The sequence below is a fragment of the Brevibacterium sp. K72 genome (assembly GCF_050562175.1).
In the GTDB taxonomy this organism is placed as follows: domain Bacteria; phylum Actinomycetota; class Actinomycetes; order Actinomycetales; family Brevibacteriaceae; genus Brevibacterium; species Brevibacterium casei.
Window position 1 is genome coordinate 758,741 of the sequence record NZ_CP191582.1, and the last position, 16,819, is coordinate 775,559.

Genomic DNA, 16,819 nt, shown 5'->3' on the forward strand with positions numbered 1-16,819 from the left:
CCCTGTTGGGGCGGGTATTCACGCTACGGTTTTCGCGGCGCTGGCCAGCAGGATACGCATCCGGTAGTTCTCCGCGTTTCGGAAGCCGCGGCCGGTGCGTTTGATGTTCTTGATGCCGGTGTTCGCGGCCTCGACTCGGGCGGTGGTCGCGCCGGTGACGATGAGGACCTCGATCGCGTCCCACCAGGTCACGATGGTGTCGTAGAGCTTGGTCGCCTCGGGCATATTCGCGATCTGGGAGAAGTAGCCCATCCGCATCCGTTCGTCCCAGGCCTGGGCGAGGGTGTCGGTATCCAGGAGGCGGCGGAGCTGCTCTTTGATGCCCCAAGCGGCGGAGAGCTCGTCGGTGGGATCATCGGTGCGGAACACCGTCTCCAACCGCTCCCAGGCACGCGGGCTCAGGGTGTCAGCGCCGCGCAGCAACAGCATCCGGTGCGCCCAAGCCGGGTCATCCTTCCGGCCCCGACGACCGCGATGAGTGCGAGCCAGGCGTTGCCGCACGGCGGTGACCATGTCGTTCCCGAGCTTGACGAGGTGGAACTTGTCAACCGAGACCGCAGCACGGGGCAGGTAGGTCCGCAGTGCCTTGCGGAACGCGGCCGACGGGTCGATCGCAACGATCTCGATCCGCTCCCGCCAGGCGTCCGAACGCTGGGCCAGCCAGTCCCCGACGGCGGTGGAGTCCCGGCCGTCGACGACGCCGAGGACCTGCCCGGTGGTCAGGTCGACCAGGGTCGTCATCCATGGCTCGAACCGTCTCCAGGCACCTTCATCGGTGCGGAACCAGCGCACCGAACGGTAGCGGTGCTCATCGATGCCCAGGCGCGTCACGGGCACGTCCTCGGCGGCGGGGAGGACCACGGCGGCCGCCGCCAGCGCTGCCTGGACCAGCCACCACGAGACGCCATGGGCCCGGGCGACCTCGGAGGCAGCCCGGCCCGAGGTGATCACCGCGGAGACGACCTGATCCCGCAACCGGGTCGTCGAACGCGCACGGTAAGGGACCTGGTCGGTGGCTTCCCAGAACGTGCCCCGGGCGCAGGCCGGCTCGAGGCAGAACCAGCGCCGCTTGGCCCACACCACCTCCACCGCCCCGGCCACGGGGACGTCGCGCACCTTCTGGGACCGGCGGGAGTGGACCTTGGTCGCGAGCACCCCGCAGGACGGACATCCGGGCGGGACGGTCGAGGCGATCACCACTCGACGGCCTCCGTCGGGCAGGTCGATCGCGTCTGTGACGCGGTAATCGGGCAAGTTGAAGATCGTGCTCGCAGCATCACGCTGCGAACCAGTATTCTCGTGCACAGGCTCGTGGTCCTCTGAGGTGTGGATGTCTTGACAACACCCATCACAGCAGGACCACGGGCCGTTCTACGCCAGCGACGCGACGCTCTCCTTCACCACGAGCCGCGAAGAGCCACCATAGAGGGTCGACGAGCTCGCCCGCTGAGCATTCCGCACAACGTCCGCGATAACCGAACTCACAAGTCAGTGAATGCGGGGAAATGCGCGGAACAGGTGTCAGGAAACCTCGACCGACGCTGTGAATGTAACGATCAAATAACACACCGACTTGCATCGTCCCTGGTGAGATAGCCTGTCAAACACAACACTCCGGATATCAGGAATAAAGTTTCCGCTGAAATGCATGGAGAATTCTATAATGATCGAGAGAATTCCGTGAGCGGTGAGGCCCACGTGATCGACCTGGTCATCGCCTCACCGCGCGACAGGGTGGCGCCTCTCGTGGCTGCGGAGCATCTGGACTGCAAGGAGGAAGCGCGTGAGCGTCGTCAGAGCGTCACATGTCTACAAGGTCTTCGGCAAACGGCAGAACGAAGTCGTCAAGCGCCTCGAACAGGGCGCCGATCGGGATGAGCTGACCAAGCTCGGCACTGCCGCGGTCATCGACGCGAGCTTCGAAGTCGAACCGGGTGAGATCTTCGTCGTCATGGGACTCTCGGGGTCAGGGAAGTCGACGCTCATCCGCACTCTCAACGGTCTCTGGTCGACGACGTCGGGTTCGGTCGAGGTCCTCGGCACCGACATCGCCAAGGCCGACGCCGGAACCCTGCGCAGAGTCCGCAGCGAGCACATCTCGATGGTGTTCCAGCACTTCGCGCTCCTCCCCCACCGCACCGTCCGCGAGAACGCGGCCTATGCGCTCGAACTCCGCGGGGTGCCGAAGGCCCAACGCCTGGAGAAGGCCGACTACTGGCTCAACGCCGTCGGCCTCAAGGGCTGGGGCGACAAGTTCCCCGGTCAGCTCTCCGGCGGCATGCAGCAGCGCGTCGGTCTGGCCCGGGCGTTCACGGCGGAGACGGACATCCTCCTCATGGATGAGGCGTTCTCCGCCCTCGATCCCCTCATCCGCCGTGAGATGCAGGAGCTCCTCGTCGAACTCCAGTCCAAGTTCAAGAAGACGATCATCTTCATCACCCACGACCTCAACGAGGCGATGTTCATGGGCGACCGCATCGCCGTCATGCGCAACGGTCGGATCGTGCAGATCGGCACTCCCGAGGACATCCTCACCGACCCGGCGAATGACTACGTCGCCCAGTTCGTCCAGGACGTCGACCGGGCCCGCGTGCTCACCGCGAGCAATGTCATGGAGAAGCCGCGTCAGGTGATCTCCGATCAGAGCGGCCCGAGGGTCGCGCTGCGGACGATGCGCGACGGGTACTCCTCGGCCGTCTACGTCACCGATCGCGACCGCCGCTTCCTCGGCGTCGTCACCGACCGCGACGCCGTCGACCGGATCCGCGCCGGGGCAAGGACGCTCGAGGGCATCATCGCGCCTCCGGCGCAGGTCGCTTCCCCGGACGATGTGCTCATCGACCTCTTCATCCCGTCGGCGGAGTCGCCGCTGCCGCTGCCCGTCGTCGACGACCAGGGGCTCCTCGTCGGCGTGATCCCCCGTGCCACGCTCCTCGCCGCGCTCGGCCACCAGTCCGGGGACGGAGAGGTGCGAGCGCCGGCACCACCGCTGGCCGCGAGCGAGATCGACGAGGTGCTCGCCGACGAACCCGCCCCCGTGGGCACCGAGGACGCCGTGAAGAGAGAGGCCCTGTGATGGAGGACATCAGAATTCCGGTCGGTGCGTGGGCGGATGTCGCCTTCGACTGGCTCAAGGACAATCTCGCCTGGCTCTTCGACTTCATCACCCTTGTCGTCCGCTTCCTCGTCGACACCCTCACCGAGGTGCTCGTCGATCTCCATCCGCTCGTCATCATCCTCATCCTCGCGTTCTTCGGACTGCTCGTGAGGTCGTGGCAGTTCGCCGTCGGCACCCTCATCACGCTGTTCTTCATCATGACGATGGACCAGTGGGTCTCCGCGATGCAGACGCTCGCCCTCGTCGTCCTCGCCGCGCTCGTCGCGATCATCATCGCGATCCCCGTCGGCATCCTCGCCGCACGCAACGACACGGTCTCGGCGATCGTCAAACCGATCCTCGACTTCATGCAGACGATGCCGGCCTTCGTCTACCTCATCCCGGCCGTGACCTTCTTCAGCATCGGAGTCGTCCCGGGTCTCGTCTCCACGGTGATCTTCGCCCTGCCCCCGGGCGTCCGCTTCACCGAGCTCGGCATCCGCGGTGTGGACTCCGAGACCGTCGAAGCCGGATACGCGTTCGGTGCCACGCCTCGCCAGATCCTCCGCGGCGTCCAGCTGCCCCTGGCCACCCCGACGATCATGGCCGGCATCAACCAGGTGATCATGCTCGCCCTGGCGATGGCCGTCATCGCCGGCATCGTCGGCGCCGACGGGCTCGGCAAGAACGTCGTCGAAGCCGTCGCCACACAGAACCTGCGGCTGGGCATCGAGGCCGGGCTCGGCGTCGTCATCCTCGCCATCTACCTCGACCGCGTCACGGCGGCGCTGGGCTCGGCGAAGGACTACCCGAACTCCCTCCTCGGCATGCTCAAGCGTCGCCGGAACACCTCGGCGGAGAACCGGCAGATCGCACAACCGCGGGAGGTCGACGTCGTCGAGATCGACCGAGTCCAGAGCTGAAGACCATCCGACCATCACCCTGAGAAGTAAGGAAACCACGATGAAGAAGCGTTTCGTCACGAAGATCGCCGCCGTCGGTGCTGCCCTGGCGCTGGCTCTGTCCGGCTGCTCCCAGGAGGCCAGCAAGGACAACGCCTCCGGCGGAGGCGACAAGGGCACCATCACCCTCGGATTCATCCCATCCTGGACGGATGGCCTGAGCACCGCCTACCTGCTGGAGAACCAGCTGACCAAGCTCGGCTACGACGTCAAGATGGAGACGATCACCGAGGCCGCGATCCTCTACTCGGGTCTCGCCAACGGCGACGTCGACATCTACCCCTCGGCGTGGCCGGAGGTCACCCACAAGCAGTACATGGACGAGTACGGCGACAAGCTCGAGGACCTCGGCGCCTACTACGACAACGCGAAGCTGACCATTGCGGTGCCCTCGTACTCGAACATCAACTCGATCGAGGACCTCAAGGGCAAGGCGAGCGAATTCGACGGCAAGATCATCGGCATCGAGCCCGGCGCGGGTCTCACCGCGCAGACGAAGGACAAGATGATGCCCGAGTACGGTCTCGACGGCGAGTACGAACTCGTCACCTCGTCGACGGCGACGATGCTCACCGAGCTGAAGAACAAGATCGACAAGAAGGAAGAGGTCGTCGTCACCCTGTGGCGTCCGTTCTGGGCGAACAGCGCCTACGACGTCAAGGACCTCGAGGACCCGAAGGGCGCGATGGGAGAGCCCGAAGCGCTCCACTTCCTCGGCACCAAGGGCTTCTCCGAGAAGAACCCGGAGGCCGCCGAGTACATCAAGGGCATCAAGCTCGATGACAAGCAGTACGGTTCGCTCGAGGACATGGTCGTCAACAAGTACGGCGAGGGCAAGGAGGCCGAGGCCGTGGCCCAGTGGATCAAGGACAACCCGGACGCCTACTCCACGGAGATCAGCGAATGACCGCTGAGACCATCCTCGGCTGACCTGTCAGCCACCGGTCATAGACTGGGCCCGTCGGCTCGCACCGCGAGGCGACGGGCCCAGTCGTCTCCTCACTCAGACTCAGGCGGACCGATGACACAGAGCAGACCGGAGACCGGACTCCACCGCGCGTCCCTCGCCTCCCCGGTCGGCACGCTGCTGCTCTCGAGCACGGGCACGGCGATCGTCCGGGTCGAATGGGTCGACGACAGCGACCTCGGTGCCGCGCAGACCGCAGCAGGCGACACGTCCGGCGGCTCGGGAGCGGACCGCGATCCGCTCCTTGCCGAAGCCCTCGGCCAGGTGGGGGCCTACTTCGACGGCCGCCTCGGCGAGTTCGATCTGCCGCTGGGACTCGACGGCCTCTCCGCCTCAGCGACGACGGTCCTCACCGTCCTCACGGACACGGTGCCGTTCGGGGACACGATCACCTACGGTGAGCTCGCCGCCCGGACCGGAACCGCGATCCCGGCCCGGGCGATCGGCACCATCATGGGCCTCAACCCGCTGCCGCTGCTCATCCCCTGCCATCGGGTCGTCGCGGGCGACGGTCTCGGCGGCTATTCGGGCGGACGCCGCGGCGAGGGCCTCGAGACCAAGCGACGGCTGCTCGAGATGGAGGGAGCGCTGCCGAACCCGCTCTTCTGAGCGGGCCGGCGGCGCGCTCACCCCTCGAACAGCGCCTGGCCGACGTACTCGCCTTCCCGGACGCCGCGCGGGATCGCCCACACCGTCGACGCGATGGGCACGGTCCAGATGTTGAGCAGGTCCACCTCGGCGAGGCGGCGCTGGATCGGCAGGAACTGCCGCTCGATGTCGGCCTGGAAGGACGCGAACATCAGGCCGGTCTCCCCGCCGGCACCGGTCTCGTAGTTGTACGGGCGGCGGTGGATCTGCACCTCGGGACCGAGCCCGTCGCGTGAGCGAGCGATGTGCGAGGCCGAGGAGATCTTCGTCAGACCCCGCTTGTCGACGGCCTTGAAATCCGGATCGGTGAACTCGGTCCCGCCCGAGAGCGGAGCCCCCGAGCCGACCGTGCGCCCGATCGCGAACTCCCGTCCCGGGCGGTCGGCCTCGTCCCAGGTCTCGAGGTTCATCGCGATGTCCCGCAGCACCAGGGTCGTGCCGCCCTGCAGCCAGTCGGGCAGATGCGCGCCGAGATCGCTCGGCGGCTCACCGCGGGAGGAGAACACCGGGTTCTCCCGACCGCTCGCCTTCCCCCACACGAGGCGGGTGAAGTCCTCGGTGCCGGGGGTCGGACTCGCCGTGCCGTCGAGCTGGCCGAAGAGGTTGCGCTGCGTCTTCCCCTCGCCCTTGGTCCCGTACGACCGACGGAATCCCGTGCGCTGCCACGCCACCTCGGCGAACGAACGCGAGTCCTTCCAGATCATGCGGCGGGCGTGCGCGACCGTGATCGGGTCGTCACCGCAGATCTGCACGAGCAGATCGCCCTTCGACCGCTGCGGGTCGAGACGGTCGATCGAGAACTTCTCGAGCGGAGCCAGCCACTCGGGAACGGCCCCGGCACCCTTCGTCGCGACGACTCCCCGACCGAAGCCGAAGGTCACCGTCAGGCCCGCAGGGTCGTTCGCGAGTTCGGGTTCCGAATCCGCCAACGGCGCCGTTCCCTGGGTGAGCGCCGCGGCGTCCGCGGTGAGCAGACGCAGCCAGCGGACCACCTCGGCGGCGGTCGACCCCGGTTTGAGCTGGAAGGAGAGGAACTCCCCGTGGGCCTGCGGCATCGTCTCGACCCCGGCCTGGTGCTCACCGAAGTAGGGCACGGTGACGATCCCGTTGGCACCCTGGGTGTCGCGCTGCGGCTGAGCGTCCTCCTTCGCATCGGCCTGACGGCCGATCGCGAAGCCGGCGAGGGATCCGACGGCCCCGGCGCCGCCGGCGACGGCCGCCGACGCGATGAGGCGTCGGCGGCTGAAGCCGGAGCGGGCGGTGGGCGCCTGGGCGTCGGCGTCCCCACCCGACCGCGGCTCGGAGGCCGGGTCGGAGCTGGGAGTCACCTCTGGTTCATGGTCCGGCGAGCGGGGGTCACTTGTCACCGGACATGTCCATACCGCTCATGTCGCCCATGCCGTCCTTCTCGGACTTCTCGCCGTCCTTGCCGGCCTCGGCCTCGCCGGGGGCATAGGTCTCCTGCGCGCCCGAGTAGTCCTTGGCGATCGCCTTGACGGGGATGGTCTCGTCATCGGCGGTGACGAGCTGGACGTCGATCTCCTCGCCGGCCTTGATCGGCTGCTTGAGATCCATGACCATGATGTGGTTGCCGCCGGGCTCGAGGACGAAGGAGCCGCCTGCGGGGATGACGAATCCGCCCTTCTTCTCGCGCATGGTCATCGTGCCGGTGCCGTCGTCGACGGTCTCGTGGAGCTGGACCATGCCGGCGCCGTCGTACTTCGCGGCGACGAGGTTGATGTCCTTGTCGGTGGTGTTCTCCAGGGTTCCGAAGACACCGGTCATGCCCTCCTCAGCGGTCTTGACCCAGGCATCGCCGAGGGTCAGGGACGCCGAGGCGGCCTGCGAGGTGCTCGCGGCCTCCGGCTCGCTCGTGTCGTTCTGTCCGCACGCGCTGAGACCGAGGACGAGGGCGGCGGAGATGGCCGCGGCGGGGAGGACGGAGGTGATGATGTTCTTACGCATGAGTCTGCACTTTCTGAGTCTGTCTTTCGGTGGCACTCGACGCGGTCTGCTGCGGTCGTCCGATGCGCTCGTGCGCACACCGGAGGGTCATGGCCGACGACGGCGGGGCCGGGAACGGCGCGGCCGACGCGGGCACATCCGTCCGTGGTCAGGTGCCGTCCGCCTCGGCGAGGCAGAGGACGGCTGCACGGGTGGATGACCGCAGGGACCAGGCGGCGAATGCCGATGGTGCCGGGCAGCACGACGTCGACGGCATGGGGCCGCGACGGACTGCCGGTGGGTGAGGTGTCAGACGAGTGCGGGAGGTCCGCGGCGATAGTTCGGGCCGATGACCGCGGTCGCGATCGTGGCGGGAAGCGCGCAGACCTCGAGGACGACGCGGGTGTCCGCGGCCGCGAGCGTGCGGCGGGCGAGCACGAGGGCGCGCATCGCGAGTAGGACGGGGCCGACCGCGAGCTGGAGGATGCTGAAGACGAGGTCCTCGCCGCGCTTGAGGATGAAGGCGGTGATGACGATGGCGACGAGGTGGGCGATGACCATGGGCACGCCCGCGCCGTTGGAGTGATCCATCGTCTGGCTCATCGCAGCGGCCTGGCTGAGGTCGAGCGACCCAGCCGGCTGGCTCATCATCGCGTGCTCGCTCGCCGACATCCCGGCCATCTGCGGCGAGCCCGCGGACTGGCCAGCGGCGTGGCTCATCGACCCGAACCACCCCATCGAGACGTGCATGAGGATCTGTCCGAGGCCGATGATCGCCATGAGCGAGAGGTGGCCGAGACGGCGTCCGGCGAGGATCATCGCTGCCCAGAGGACGAAGACGAAGACGAAGCCGGTGCCGAGGACGGAGAAGTCTCCGCCCGCGCCGACGTGCATGAGCTGGGCGAGGAGCGTGGTGATGAGTGCGGCGAAGAGAGCACGAACGGACTTGTGCCAGCCGGTCATGCCACCTCCTCACTTCAGGACTCGCTCAGGCTTTCCGGACCTTCTACTCAGTGTAGAACCGGGGCGTGCGGCGTGCCAGTCGGCGGCAGCGCACCGTCGGCCCCGAAGAAGTGTACCGACCGGAGGTGAACGCCGGGAACCGCGCAGCGGACAATGCGCGGGCAGGTGGCGGGGTGGTCGCGACCGGGTGGCGGGCTGGTGGCGGGCAGGCCGCGACCGGGTGTCGGGCTGGTGTCGGGCAGGACGGATTCGGGTGGCTGAGGCCGGTCGGCAGCCTCCACTCGTGTGCGCTGCCTCCACAGGCTGTCTTCTGTTTGTGGTCGAAGAACCGAGGGAAATCGGCCGAAATGCCCGATTATCCACGGTTCTTCGACCACAACTGAGGCGGGCATCGACGCAGGTGAACCGGCATTGCTGAGGTCTGCTGCGGTGGTCGGCCGGTGTCGGCGGCCGACTCGTCTGCGCAGATGCTCGACTCGGGCGCACCGGCGCTGTGGACGACGGTTCCTGTCCACAGGTGCGTCTCCGGACCTTTCCGTCCTCGCCTCGGACGGTCACCATCGGCGGCATGCAGGGACACTTCGAGAGACGCAGGACACAGAGGCTCTACCGCAGTCGCGACGCAGCGGACAACGGCGTGACGGAATGGGGCCTGCGGAACACCGAGATCGCGCCGCGGATCATCCACGGGATCCGAGTCGCCCCGGGCGAGTTCGATGTCCGCCGGGTTCCTCAATGGGCTGATACAGAATGGGAGACCACCAGCGAATCGCTCAGGGCCCTCCAGCTCATCCACCCGGAGATCGCTGCCAGCCACGCATCCGCTGCCCGCCTCTTCGGTCTGCCGCTGCCCCGCCGACTCGGAGACCAGTTGCTTCACGTCGCCACCGCGGACAGGGACCAGCGGATCCGCCGCCCCGGCGTCGTCCTCCACCGGACGAACGACTTCGCCGCAGCGACCCTCCTCGGACACCGGATCATCACTCCACCGGTCCTGTTCCTTCAGCTGGCGACGATCCTCACGCGGGATGAGCTCGTCCAAGCCGGAGACGCGATGATCGGCTCATGGCACGGCCCGCCGCTGTGCACGGCAGACGACATCGCCGCGCACTTCGCGTCCCGCAGCGTGGTCCGCGCGCGGAGGACCGCCTCTGCCGCGCTCGAGCTCATCCGGCCGGGCGTGGACTCTCCGCAGGAGACCGACCTGCGCCTGTGGGCGATCTCGGTCGGGCTGCCCGAGCCGGAGATACACCCTGCTGTGTGGTGCCGCGAGCTGGGGAGGGATATCCATCCCGACCTCGGGTACGAACGGGCGCGCCTCGGCCTCGAGTACGAGGGAGACCACCATCGCACCGATAAGCACCAGTGGGACGACGACATCCAACGGGTCAACGCTCTGGCCGCGGAGGGTTGGTTGATCATCAGGGTGAATTCGCGGACGAACCGTGCCCGCCTCGAGCGCAGCATCCGCGGACATCTCGCCGCGAGGGGTGTGCTCTGAGCTGAGGGCGCATCTGCGGTCGAAGAACCGTGGAGAATCGCGCATTTCGGCCGATTTCCCTCGGTTCTTCGACCACTTTCGGAAGAAGCGACCAGGGAATCCCAGCCGTCGCGCGATCACATGCGCAGCCAGGTGTCCTCGGTGCGCTTGACCATCGCGCCCGCCGCCTCGGCGTCCGCCGCCCAGGTCACGGGGTTGCCGTCGGCGTCGACGACGGAGTCGGAGAGGACGATGACGTCGAAGTTGCAGACCAGGGCCGCCATCGCCGAGGCCCACACCGCGCCGGGCGAGTCGTCGACGCCGGCGACGACGATGCGGTCGACGGCCATGTCGTGGAGGCCGGCGGCGAGGTCGTCGACGCCTTCGAAGATGTCGGGGTTGTCCGAGCGGAGCACGAGGTCCTCCTCGTCGGGCCCGAAGACGCTGATCTCCGCATCCTCGCGGTCGGTGAGCTCGTCCTTCGTCGAGGCGAAGATGAGCACCCCGCCGACCGCGCGCGTGCGCCCGACGATGCCGCCGAGGGTCTCGATCGCCTGGTCCGAGGTGAAGCCGGTGTCGTCCGTGTCGATGAGGAGCAGAGCATCCATGCGCACCATCCTCCCACGAGATGCCCACGCGGGAGCATCGGGGCCGCCTCGCTCAGTCCCCGAGCCACACCCTCTGCAGTCGCATGTCGGCGTCGAGGAGGACGCAGTCGGCGGGCTTACCGACCCGGAGCAGGCTGTGGACCTCGGGATCGACGAGGCCGAGCGCCCGCAGCGGCACGAGGCTCGCGGCCTGGACGGCGGCGATGGGACTCATCCCCACCTCGGCGACGGCCCGGCGCAGTGCCTCGTCCATGGTCAGCGTCGACCCGGCGATCGACCCGACCGACCCGTCGGCGTGCCGGACCCGCGCGACCGAGTCCCTCACCCGCACCGGCAGCGACCCGAGGAGGTAGTCGCCGTCGCCCATGCCGGTCGCCGCCATCGCATCGGTGATGAGCGCGACCCGGCCGGGGGCGAGCTCGGTGATCATCCGCGCCGCCGGTGCCTGGACATGGGTGCCGTCGTTGATGAGTTCGAGCGTGACGTGCGGGGCGTCGAGGGCGGCGAGGATCGGACCCGGCGCCCGGTGGTGGATGCCGGGCATCCCGTTGAAGACGTGCGTGAGGATGCTCGCCCCGGCGTCGAAGGCGCGTGCCGTCTCGTCGTATCCGGCGGCCGTGTGTCCGACGGCGACCTTCACCCCCGCCGAGGCGAACCGACCGATCGCGTCGAGCGCGCCGGGCAGTTCGGGGGCGAGGGTGACCTGGAGGAGTTCACCGTCGGCGGCCTCGAGGATCCGGTCGACCGCCTCGGCGGTGGGAGGGGTGAGCACCTCGGGTGCGTGGGCGCCCTTGAAATCCGGGGAGAGGAACGGACCCTCCGCGTGGAGGCCGAGGATGTCGGGCCGGCCGCGTGCGGCCCGGGCACCGGCCGTGAGCGACGCAGCCAGCGGGTCGATCCTGTCGGAGACGAAGGAGAGGGTGAGCGCCCGGGTGCCGTGGGCGCGGTGGACGGCGAGGATCTCGCCGAGGTGGTCCGGCCCGTCCTCGACGTTGTGTCCCCCCGCGCCGTGGACGTGCATGTCGACGAACGCGGGTGCGAGGTGGGCGCCGGCGGCGTCGACGACCTCCGTGTCCGGGCCTGCGAGACTCTGCCAGTGTGCTCCCCGCCCGCGGGCGAGGACGGTGCCGCCGGCGACCGCGAGCCACGTGTCGGCGAAGTCCGTCGAATACGTCGCCGGGTCGCTGTCGAGGATGACGGCGTCGTGGACGATCGCCTCGGCCGGAGTCGACATGGTCTCGGAGACCGCGCTCATCGCCGCTCTCCTTCCGGCCGGGTGGGGGCGAGATCGACGGCGTAGCCGGCAGCCGTGAGCTCCCGCAGCTCATCCTCGCCGAGGCTGTCGTCGGTGATGATCTCCTCGAACACCTCGGTCCCGCCCACCGAGGCGAAGGACCGGCGGCCGCACTTCGAGGAGTCCGCGACGACGATGGCCCGCTCCGCGCGCTGCGCCATGAGCCGGTTGACGTACGCTTCGTCCTCGTTCGCCGTCGTCCCCCCGGCGGTCGCCGAGAACGCGTGGACGCCGATGAACGCGAGGTCGATCCAGATGCCGCGGAGCACCGCGTCGACGAATGAGCCGACGAGTTCGAAGCTCGAGGCGTTGATGACCCCACCGCAGACGATGACCTTGATCCCCGGATGGACGGCGAGCTTGTGGGCGATGTCGACGGCGTTGGTGACGATCGTGAGGTCGTGGAGGAGGTCGTCGCGCTGGCTGAGGGCGTCGGCGACCATGAACGTCGTCGTCCCGCCGGAGAGTCCGATGACCGACCCGGGAGTGATCCGGGCGACCGCGGCCCGGGCGATCGCGGCCTTCGCCTCGGTCGCAGCGGCCTCCTTGTAGCGCAGGGAGAGGTCGTAGTCGACGTTCCGCCTGCTCGCACCGCCGTGGGTGCGCTCGAGGAGGCGCCGCTGCTCGAGGAGGTCGAGGTCGCGGCGCACGGTGGCCAGTGACACCCCGAGCTCCTCGCTCAGCGCTTCGACTCCGACGGTGCTGTCCCGGTCGAGGCGCGCGAGAATGCGGTCGAGGCGGTCTTCACGCGGGCTCATAGTGCCACTCTCGGGCCTCGTGCACGGGTTTGGCAAACCTCGATGCTCACGCCTCGGACTCCTGCGTGCGGGAGGCGGTGCGTTCGCCGTCTGCGGGCGCGGCAGCCTCCCCCGCGGCAGGCGCGTCAGGCTCCCGCGCGGTGGGCGCGTCAGTCTCCCCGGCGAAGAGGGCGAGGAGGCGGGCCACCTCGGCGGCGAACGCCTCCCGGGCCGGGGCAAGGTACTTCCGCGAATCGACGAGGTCGGGGTGCTCGACAAGGGTCTCGCGCACCGCGGCGGTGAAGACGGCGTTGAGGTGCGTGGAGACGTTGATCTTGCGCATCCCGGCGGCGATGCCGCGGCGGATCTCGGCGTCGGCGACGCCCGAGGAGCCGTGGAGGACGAGCGGGACGGGCACGACGCCGGCGAGGCGGACGATGAGGTCGAGGTCGAGACGGCTCGTGCGCTCGCGCATCGCGTGCGAGCTGCCGACGGCGACGGCGAGTGCATCGACGCCGGTGAGCGCCGCGAACTCGACGGCTTCCGCGGGGTCGGTGCGGACGCCGGGAGCATGTGCCCCGTCCTTGCCGCCGATCTCCCCGAGCTCGGCTTCGACAGCGATGCCGCGGTTGTGGGCGCTGCGGACCACCTCGGCGGTCGTCTGGCAGTTGACGTCGTAGGCGAGGTGGGCGCCGTCGAACATCACGGAGTCGAAGCCGAGCTCGATCGCCTCCGTGACGAGTCCGACGTCCGTCGCATGATCGAGGTGGACGGCGACGGGCACGGTCGCGGACGCGGCGATCGCCTGCGTGGCCCGTGCGATCGGGGCGAGTCCACCGTGGTAGCGCACGCAGTTCTCGGAGATCTGCATGATCACGGGACGCCCGGCCGCCTCGGCGCCGGTCGCGATCGCCTCCGCGGACTCGAGGTGGATGACGTTGAATGCCCCCACCGCGGTGCCCGCCTCGGCCGCCTCGGCGAGCAGGGCGTTCATCGATGCCGTCGTCATGGTCGGTCTCCGCTTCGCTTCGTCGTGGCGTCCTCGGTGAGGACGCGGGCGCGCAGGTCGCGCCAGTTCTCGGGGATCTGCCCGGCTTGGGGCATGAGCACGGCTGCCGCTGAGACCGCGACCGCGCGGGTGAGGATGTCCCTGACCTCATCCTCGCCGAGGCGGCCGGCCGTTCCCGTGCGCGAGCGCGGGGCGGACCCGGCGGCCGGGTCTGCCGGGAGCGCCTCGGGCGCTTGCCCGGTCGGATCCTCGACCGGCTCGGTCGGCGGACGCTCACTGCGGACCCACGCGAGGGCGGCGACCGCGGCGTCGCCGGCGCCGGTCGGATTGCCGTGGAGGGTCTCATCGAGGCGGGCGCGCAGCCGCGGACCCTGGTCGTCGATGAGGACCATGCCCGCGGCGCCGAGCGAGAGGAGGACGTGTCCTGCCCCGGCGTCGACGAGGCGCCCGGCATCCGCGAGGAGGTCCCCGGGCGCGCTTGCACGGTCGGGCCTGCCGTCGCGGGCGAACAGCGCCGCGATCTCGTCGTCGTTCGGTTTGACCCAGTCGGCCCCGGCCCGCACGGCGGCGAGCAGTGCGGGACCCGAGGTGTCGACGACGACCTCGACGCCGGCGGCATGGGCTGAGGCGATGAGTCCGGGCACGAGATCGTCCGGGCAGTCCGGCGGCGTCGACCCCGAGATGACGAGGACGCGGAGTGCAGGATCGGCGAGGCGCGCGCGGACGCCAGCCCGCACCGCCTCCCACACCTCACCGGTGTGCGGGTGCCCCGACTCGTTGACCAGGGTCGCCCGACCCGAATCCTCGACGACGGCGATGCTGCGCCGCAGGGGCGCCGAGGTGGGGGTGAGGTCCCAGGTGAGAACGCTCGAGTGACCCGCCTCGCCGGACGCCTCCTCCGGCCAGTGCTCGCCCGCGACCGGACCGAGGGCGACGACGGGGACGCCGAGGGCGGCGAGCACCCGGGCGACGTTGACGCCCTTGCCCCCGAGCACCTCGGCGGCGGGCGCGACACGATGGGAGCGCCCCAGCGTGAGTTCGCCGACGTCGACGGTGAGGTCGAGGGCGGGGCTGAGGGTGAGGACGGCGACGACGGGCGCGTCGGTGTCCGCACGGGCGGTGCCGACCGTCATCGGTGCCTCGTGAGCAGTCCGGCGCCGATGAGCCCGGCGACGGGGCCGAGGCTCGCGCGGCGGATGCGCGGGGCCCGGTGGAAGTCGAGTCGGGAGCGCAGGGCGGAGTCGACCCCGTCGAGGAGTTCGTCGGCGCTGCTCAGCCCTCCCCCGAAGACGATCGCCTCGGGGGCGACGACGGCGACGAGCTGGGCGCACATCGCTCCGAGGGCGTCGACCGCCTCGGCGAACACGGCGGCGGCGATCCGGTCGCCCTCATGCATGGCGGCGAGCACATCGAGCGAGCCGGACACGGCGGTTCCGCTGCGGGTCGAGTACCGGCGGGCGATCGCGGCGGCCGAAGCGATGTGTTCGATGGGTCCGCGGAACGGACCCTCGGCCGTATCGACGCTCACCTCGGAGAAGCCGACCTCTCCCGCATAGCCGCCGGCGGAGATGAGGCGGCCCTCGACCATGACCGCGGCGGCGATGCCGGTCCCGATCGTCACCATCGCGGCGTTCTCGGGCATCCCCTCGGTGAGCGCGAACTCGGCCCGCCCGGCCGAGCGGACGTCGTGGGAGACCGCGACCGGCACGCCGAGGCGGTCGGTGAGGACCTGAGAGAACGCGACGTTGCGCCATCCGAGGTTCGCCGAGAACACTCCGGTCCCCGTCGCCTCGTCGACGATGCCGGGCAGGACCACCGCCGCCTCGGCGACCCGGTGCTCCGGCTGCGTGCGTGCGAACTCGGCGTGGAGGTCGGCGACGAGGTCGACGATCTCGCGGGCGGCGGAATCCGTGCACTCCGGGGTCGGGGCGGTCATCGCCTCGACGAGGCGGCCGTCGGCATCGAAGAGCGCCGCCTTCATCCCCGTCCCGCCGACGTCGACGGCGAGCGCGATCGGACCGGGTCCGAGGCTGCGGCCGTCGGCGACGCGGAGGATCTCGGCCCGCGTGGTCATGAGTCGAGGATGACCGAGCGGGTGAGCGAGCGCGGGTGGTCGGGGTCGACGCCGAGGCGCCTGGCCTTGGTCAGGGCGAGCGCGTGGAGGCGGACGAGCTCGGCCAGCGGGTCGCGGTCGGAGGAGACGAAGCGGGCGCCCGTCGCCTCGACCTGGTCCTTGAGACCGTCCGGTGCCTCGCCGTACTGCCAGGTCACGCGGCCGGGTGCGGCGATCGCGATGGGTCCGTGGCGGTACTCCATCGACGAGTACGACTCGGTCCAGGTTTGCGCGGACTCGCGCAGCTTGAGTGCGGCCTCATTGGCCAGGCCCCAGGTCCAGCCCATGCCGAGGAAGCTGTACTGCTCGGCATCGATGAGCGCGTCGTCGAGTATCGCGGGATCGAACTCCGTGAAGTCCTCCGAGATCCCCTCGAGCACGGCCTGCGCATCGGAGACCGCAGTGCCGAGCGCCTCGGCGCCGCCCGCCCACGAGCGCAGGAGGGCGATCGTCGACGTGCAGAACCGGGTCTGGACGACGGAGCGCTCATCGGCGAAGTCGAGGGCGATGACGTCGTTCGAGCGCTCACCGATCGGGGAGTCTGCGCCGCCGACGATCGCGGTGACGGGAACCGATCCGCGGAGGCGCTCGAGCGCATCGACGACCTCGGTCGTCGTCCCCGAGCGGGAGATCGCGACGACGCGGTCGTAGCTGCGATCGAACGGGTACTCGCTCGCGGTGAAGGCGTCGGTCTCACCCTGCCCTGCGGTCTCGCGGAGGTTCGCGTAGATCTGCGAGGCGAACCACGACGATCCGCATCCGATGACGGCGACCCGCTCACCGTCCGCCGGCACCGCGGTCTCGGGGACGGAGAGGGAGAGCGTGCGCTCCCACGTCTCCGGCTGACTGCGGAGCTCCTCCGCCATGAATTCTCCGGCAATCGACATTGCGCACTCCCTTGATCGTTTTCTGATTCAATCAATCACTATCATGACACATTACGCGACATCGGGGTAGTTTTCGTGTACGGTCAGAGAAGGAAAACTCGCAAAGGAGC

16 protein-coding genes are annotated in these 16,819 nt (G+C 69.3%); 5 read left to right on the plus strand and 11 right to left on the minus strand.

Annotation, left to right across the window (positions count from 1 at the left end; all coding sequences use genetic code 11):
* Window positions 1-18 precede the first annotated feature (18 nt).
* Window positions 19-1,305, minus strand: a complete 1,287-nt coding sequence (locus ACQ1RG_RS03340) for an ISL3 family transposase (protein WP_430600222.1) — start codon at window positions 1,303-1,305, stop codon at window positions 19-21.
* Window positions 1,306-1,783: 478 nt separating this feature from the next.
* Between ACQ1RG_RS03340 and ACQ1RG_RS03345 the strand changes: the two genes are divergently transcribed.
* The 4 genes from ACQ1RG_RS03345 (at window position 1,784) to ACQ1RG_RS03360 (ending at window position 5,635) form a co-directional block, all read left to right on the plus strand.
* Window positions 1,784-3,076: a quaternary amine ABC transporter ATP-binding protein gene (locus ACQ1RG_RS03345; protein ID WP_063249566.1), complete on the plus strand. Its 1,293-nt coding sequence runs from the start codon at window positions 1,784-1,786 to the stop codon at window positions 3,074-3,076.
* Entirely contained in the window at window positions 3,076-4,020 is a 945-nt protein-coding gene (locus tag ACQ1RG_RS03350) for an ABC transporter permease (RefSeq protein ID WP_063249565.1), read from the plus strand. The genes ACQ1RG_RS03345 and ACQ1RG_RS03350 overlap by 1 nt, the downstream gene beginning before the upstream one ends.
* A gap of 40 nt (window positions 4,021-4,060) precedes the next feature.
* Window positions 4,061-4,966, plus strand: coding sequence for a glycine betaine ABC transporter substrate-binding protein (locus tag ACQ1RG_RS03355; protein ID WP_009376515.1), 906 nt, complete (start codon window positions 4,061-4,063; stop codon window positions 4,964-4,966).
* Window positions 4,967-5,080: 114 nt separating this feature from the next.
* On the plus strand, window positions 5,081-5,635 hold the full coding sequence (locus ACQ1RG_RS03360) for a methylated-DNA--[protein]-cysteine S-methyltransferase (protein ID WP_063249564.1): 555 nt from the start codon (window positions 5,081-5,083) through the stop codon (window positions 5,633-5,635).
* A gap of 17 nt (window positions 5,636-5,652) precedes the next feature.
* On the opposite strand, the gene ACQ1RG_RS03365 is transcribed toward ACQ1RG_RS03360, so the two are convergent.
* The 3 genes from ACQ1RG_RS03365 to ACQ1RG_RS03375 form a co-directional block, all read right to left on the minus strand.
* The gene (locus ACQ1RG_RS03365) at window positions 5,653-7,002 is read right to left on the minus strand and encodes a Dyp-type peroxidase (RefSeq protein WP_156491140.1); all 1,350 of its coding nucleotides are present in this window, start codon (window positions 7,000-7,002) and stop codon (window positions 5,653-5,655) included.
* 28 nt (window positions 7,003-7,030) lie between these two features.
* Window positions 7,031-7,639: a copper chaperone PCu(A)C gene (locus ACQ1RG_RS03370; protein WP_063249562.1), complete on the minus strand. Its 609-nt coding sequence runs from the start codon at window positions 7,637-7,639 to the stop codon at window positions 7,031-7,033.
* 288 nt (window positions 7,640-7,927) lie between these two features.
* The gene (locus ACQ1RG_RS03375; protein WP_063249558.1) at window positions 7,928-8,581 is read right to left on the minus strand and encodes a hypothetical protein; all 654 of its coding nucleotides are present in this window, start codon (window positions 8,579-8,581) and stop codon (window positions 7,928-7,930) included.
* A gap of 568 nt (window positions 8,582-9,149) precedes the next feature.
* Between ACQ1RG_RS03375 and ACQ1RG_RS03380 the strand changes: the two genes are divergently transcribed.
* Window positions 9,150-10,082, plus strand: a complete 933-nt coding sequence (locus ACQ1RG_RS03380) for a hypothetical protein (RefSeq protein WP_201671876.1) — start codon at window positions 9,150-9,152, stop codon at window positions 10,080-10,082.
* A 116-nt stretch (window positions 10,083-10,198) separates the two neighbouring features.
* On the opposite strand, the gene ACQ1RG_RS03385 is transcribed toward ACQ1RG_RS03380, so the two are convergent.
* The 7 genes from ACQ1RG_RS03385 to ACQ1RG_RS03415 are packed head-to-tail and all read right to left on the minus strand — an operon-like array spanning window position 10,199 to window position 16,709.
* Window positions 10,199-10,669 carry an isochorismatase family protein gene (locus ACQ1RG_RS03385; protein WP_009376526.1) on the minus strand — a complete coding sequence of 157 codons (471 nt, stop codon included), beginning with the start codon at window positions 10,667-10,669 and terminating at the stop codon, window positions 10,199-10,201.
* Between the two features lie 52 nt (window positions 10,670-10,721).
* Window positions 10,722-11,924: an N-acetylglucosamine-6-phosphate deacetylase gene (locus tag ACQ1RG_RS03390; protein WP_009376527.1), complete on the minus strand. Its 1,203-nt coding sequence runs from the start codon at window positions 11,922-11,924 to the stop codon at window positions 10,722-10,724.
* Window positions 11,921-12,721 (minus strand): DeoR/GlpR family DNA-binding transcription regulator, encoded by an 801-nt coding sequence (locus ACQ1RG_RS03395; RefSeq protein ID WP_009376531.1) that lies wholly within the window; start codon window positions 12,719-12,721, stop codon window positions 11,921-11,923. The genes ACQ1RG_RS03390 and ACQ1RG_RS03395 overlap by 4 nt, the downstream gene beginning before the upstream one ends.
* A gap of 46 nt (window positions 12,722-12,767) precedes the next feature.
* Window positions 12,768-13,709 (minus strand): class II fructose-bisphosphate aldolase, encoded by a 942-nt coding sequence (locus ACQ1RG_RS03400; protein ID WP_009376533.1) that lies wholly within the window; start codon window positions 13,707-13,709, stop codon window positions 12,768-12,770.
* Window positions 13,706-14,842: a 1-phosphofructokinase family hexose kinase gene (locus ACQ1RG_RS03405; protein WP_009376534.1), complete on the minus strand. Its 1,137-nt coding sequence runs from the start codon at window positions 14,840-14,842 to the stop codon at window positions 13,706-13,708. Before ACQ1RG_RS03405 ends, ACQ1RG_RS03400 begins: the two co-directional genes overlap by 4 nt.
* Window positions 14,839-15,783 (minus strand): ROK family protein, encoded by a 945-nt coding sequence (locus ACQ1RG_RS03410; protein WP_009376536.1) that lies wholly within the window; start codon window positions 15,781-15,783, stop codon window positions 14,839-14,841. The genes ACQ1RG_RS03405 and ACQ1RG_RS03410 overlap by 4 nt, the downstream gene beginning before the upstream one ends.
* On the minus strand, window positions 15,780-16,709 hold the full coding sequence (locus tag ACQ1RG_RS03415) for an SIS domain-containing protein (RefSeq protein WP_009376538.1): 930 nt from the start codon (window positions 16,707-16,709) through the stop codon (window positions 15,780-15,782). The genes ACQ1RG_RS03410 and ACQ1RG_RS03415 overlap by 4 nt, the downstream gene beginning before the upstream one ends.
* Between the last annotated feature and the right edge of the window lie 110 nt (window positions 16,710-16,819).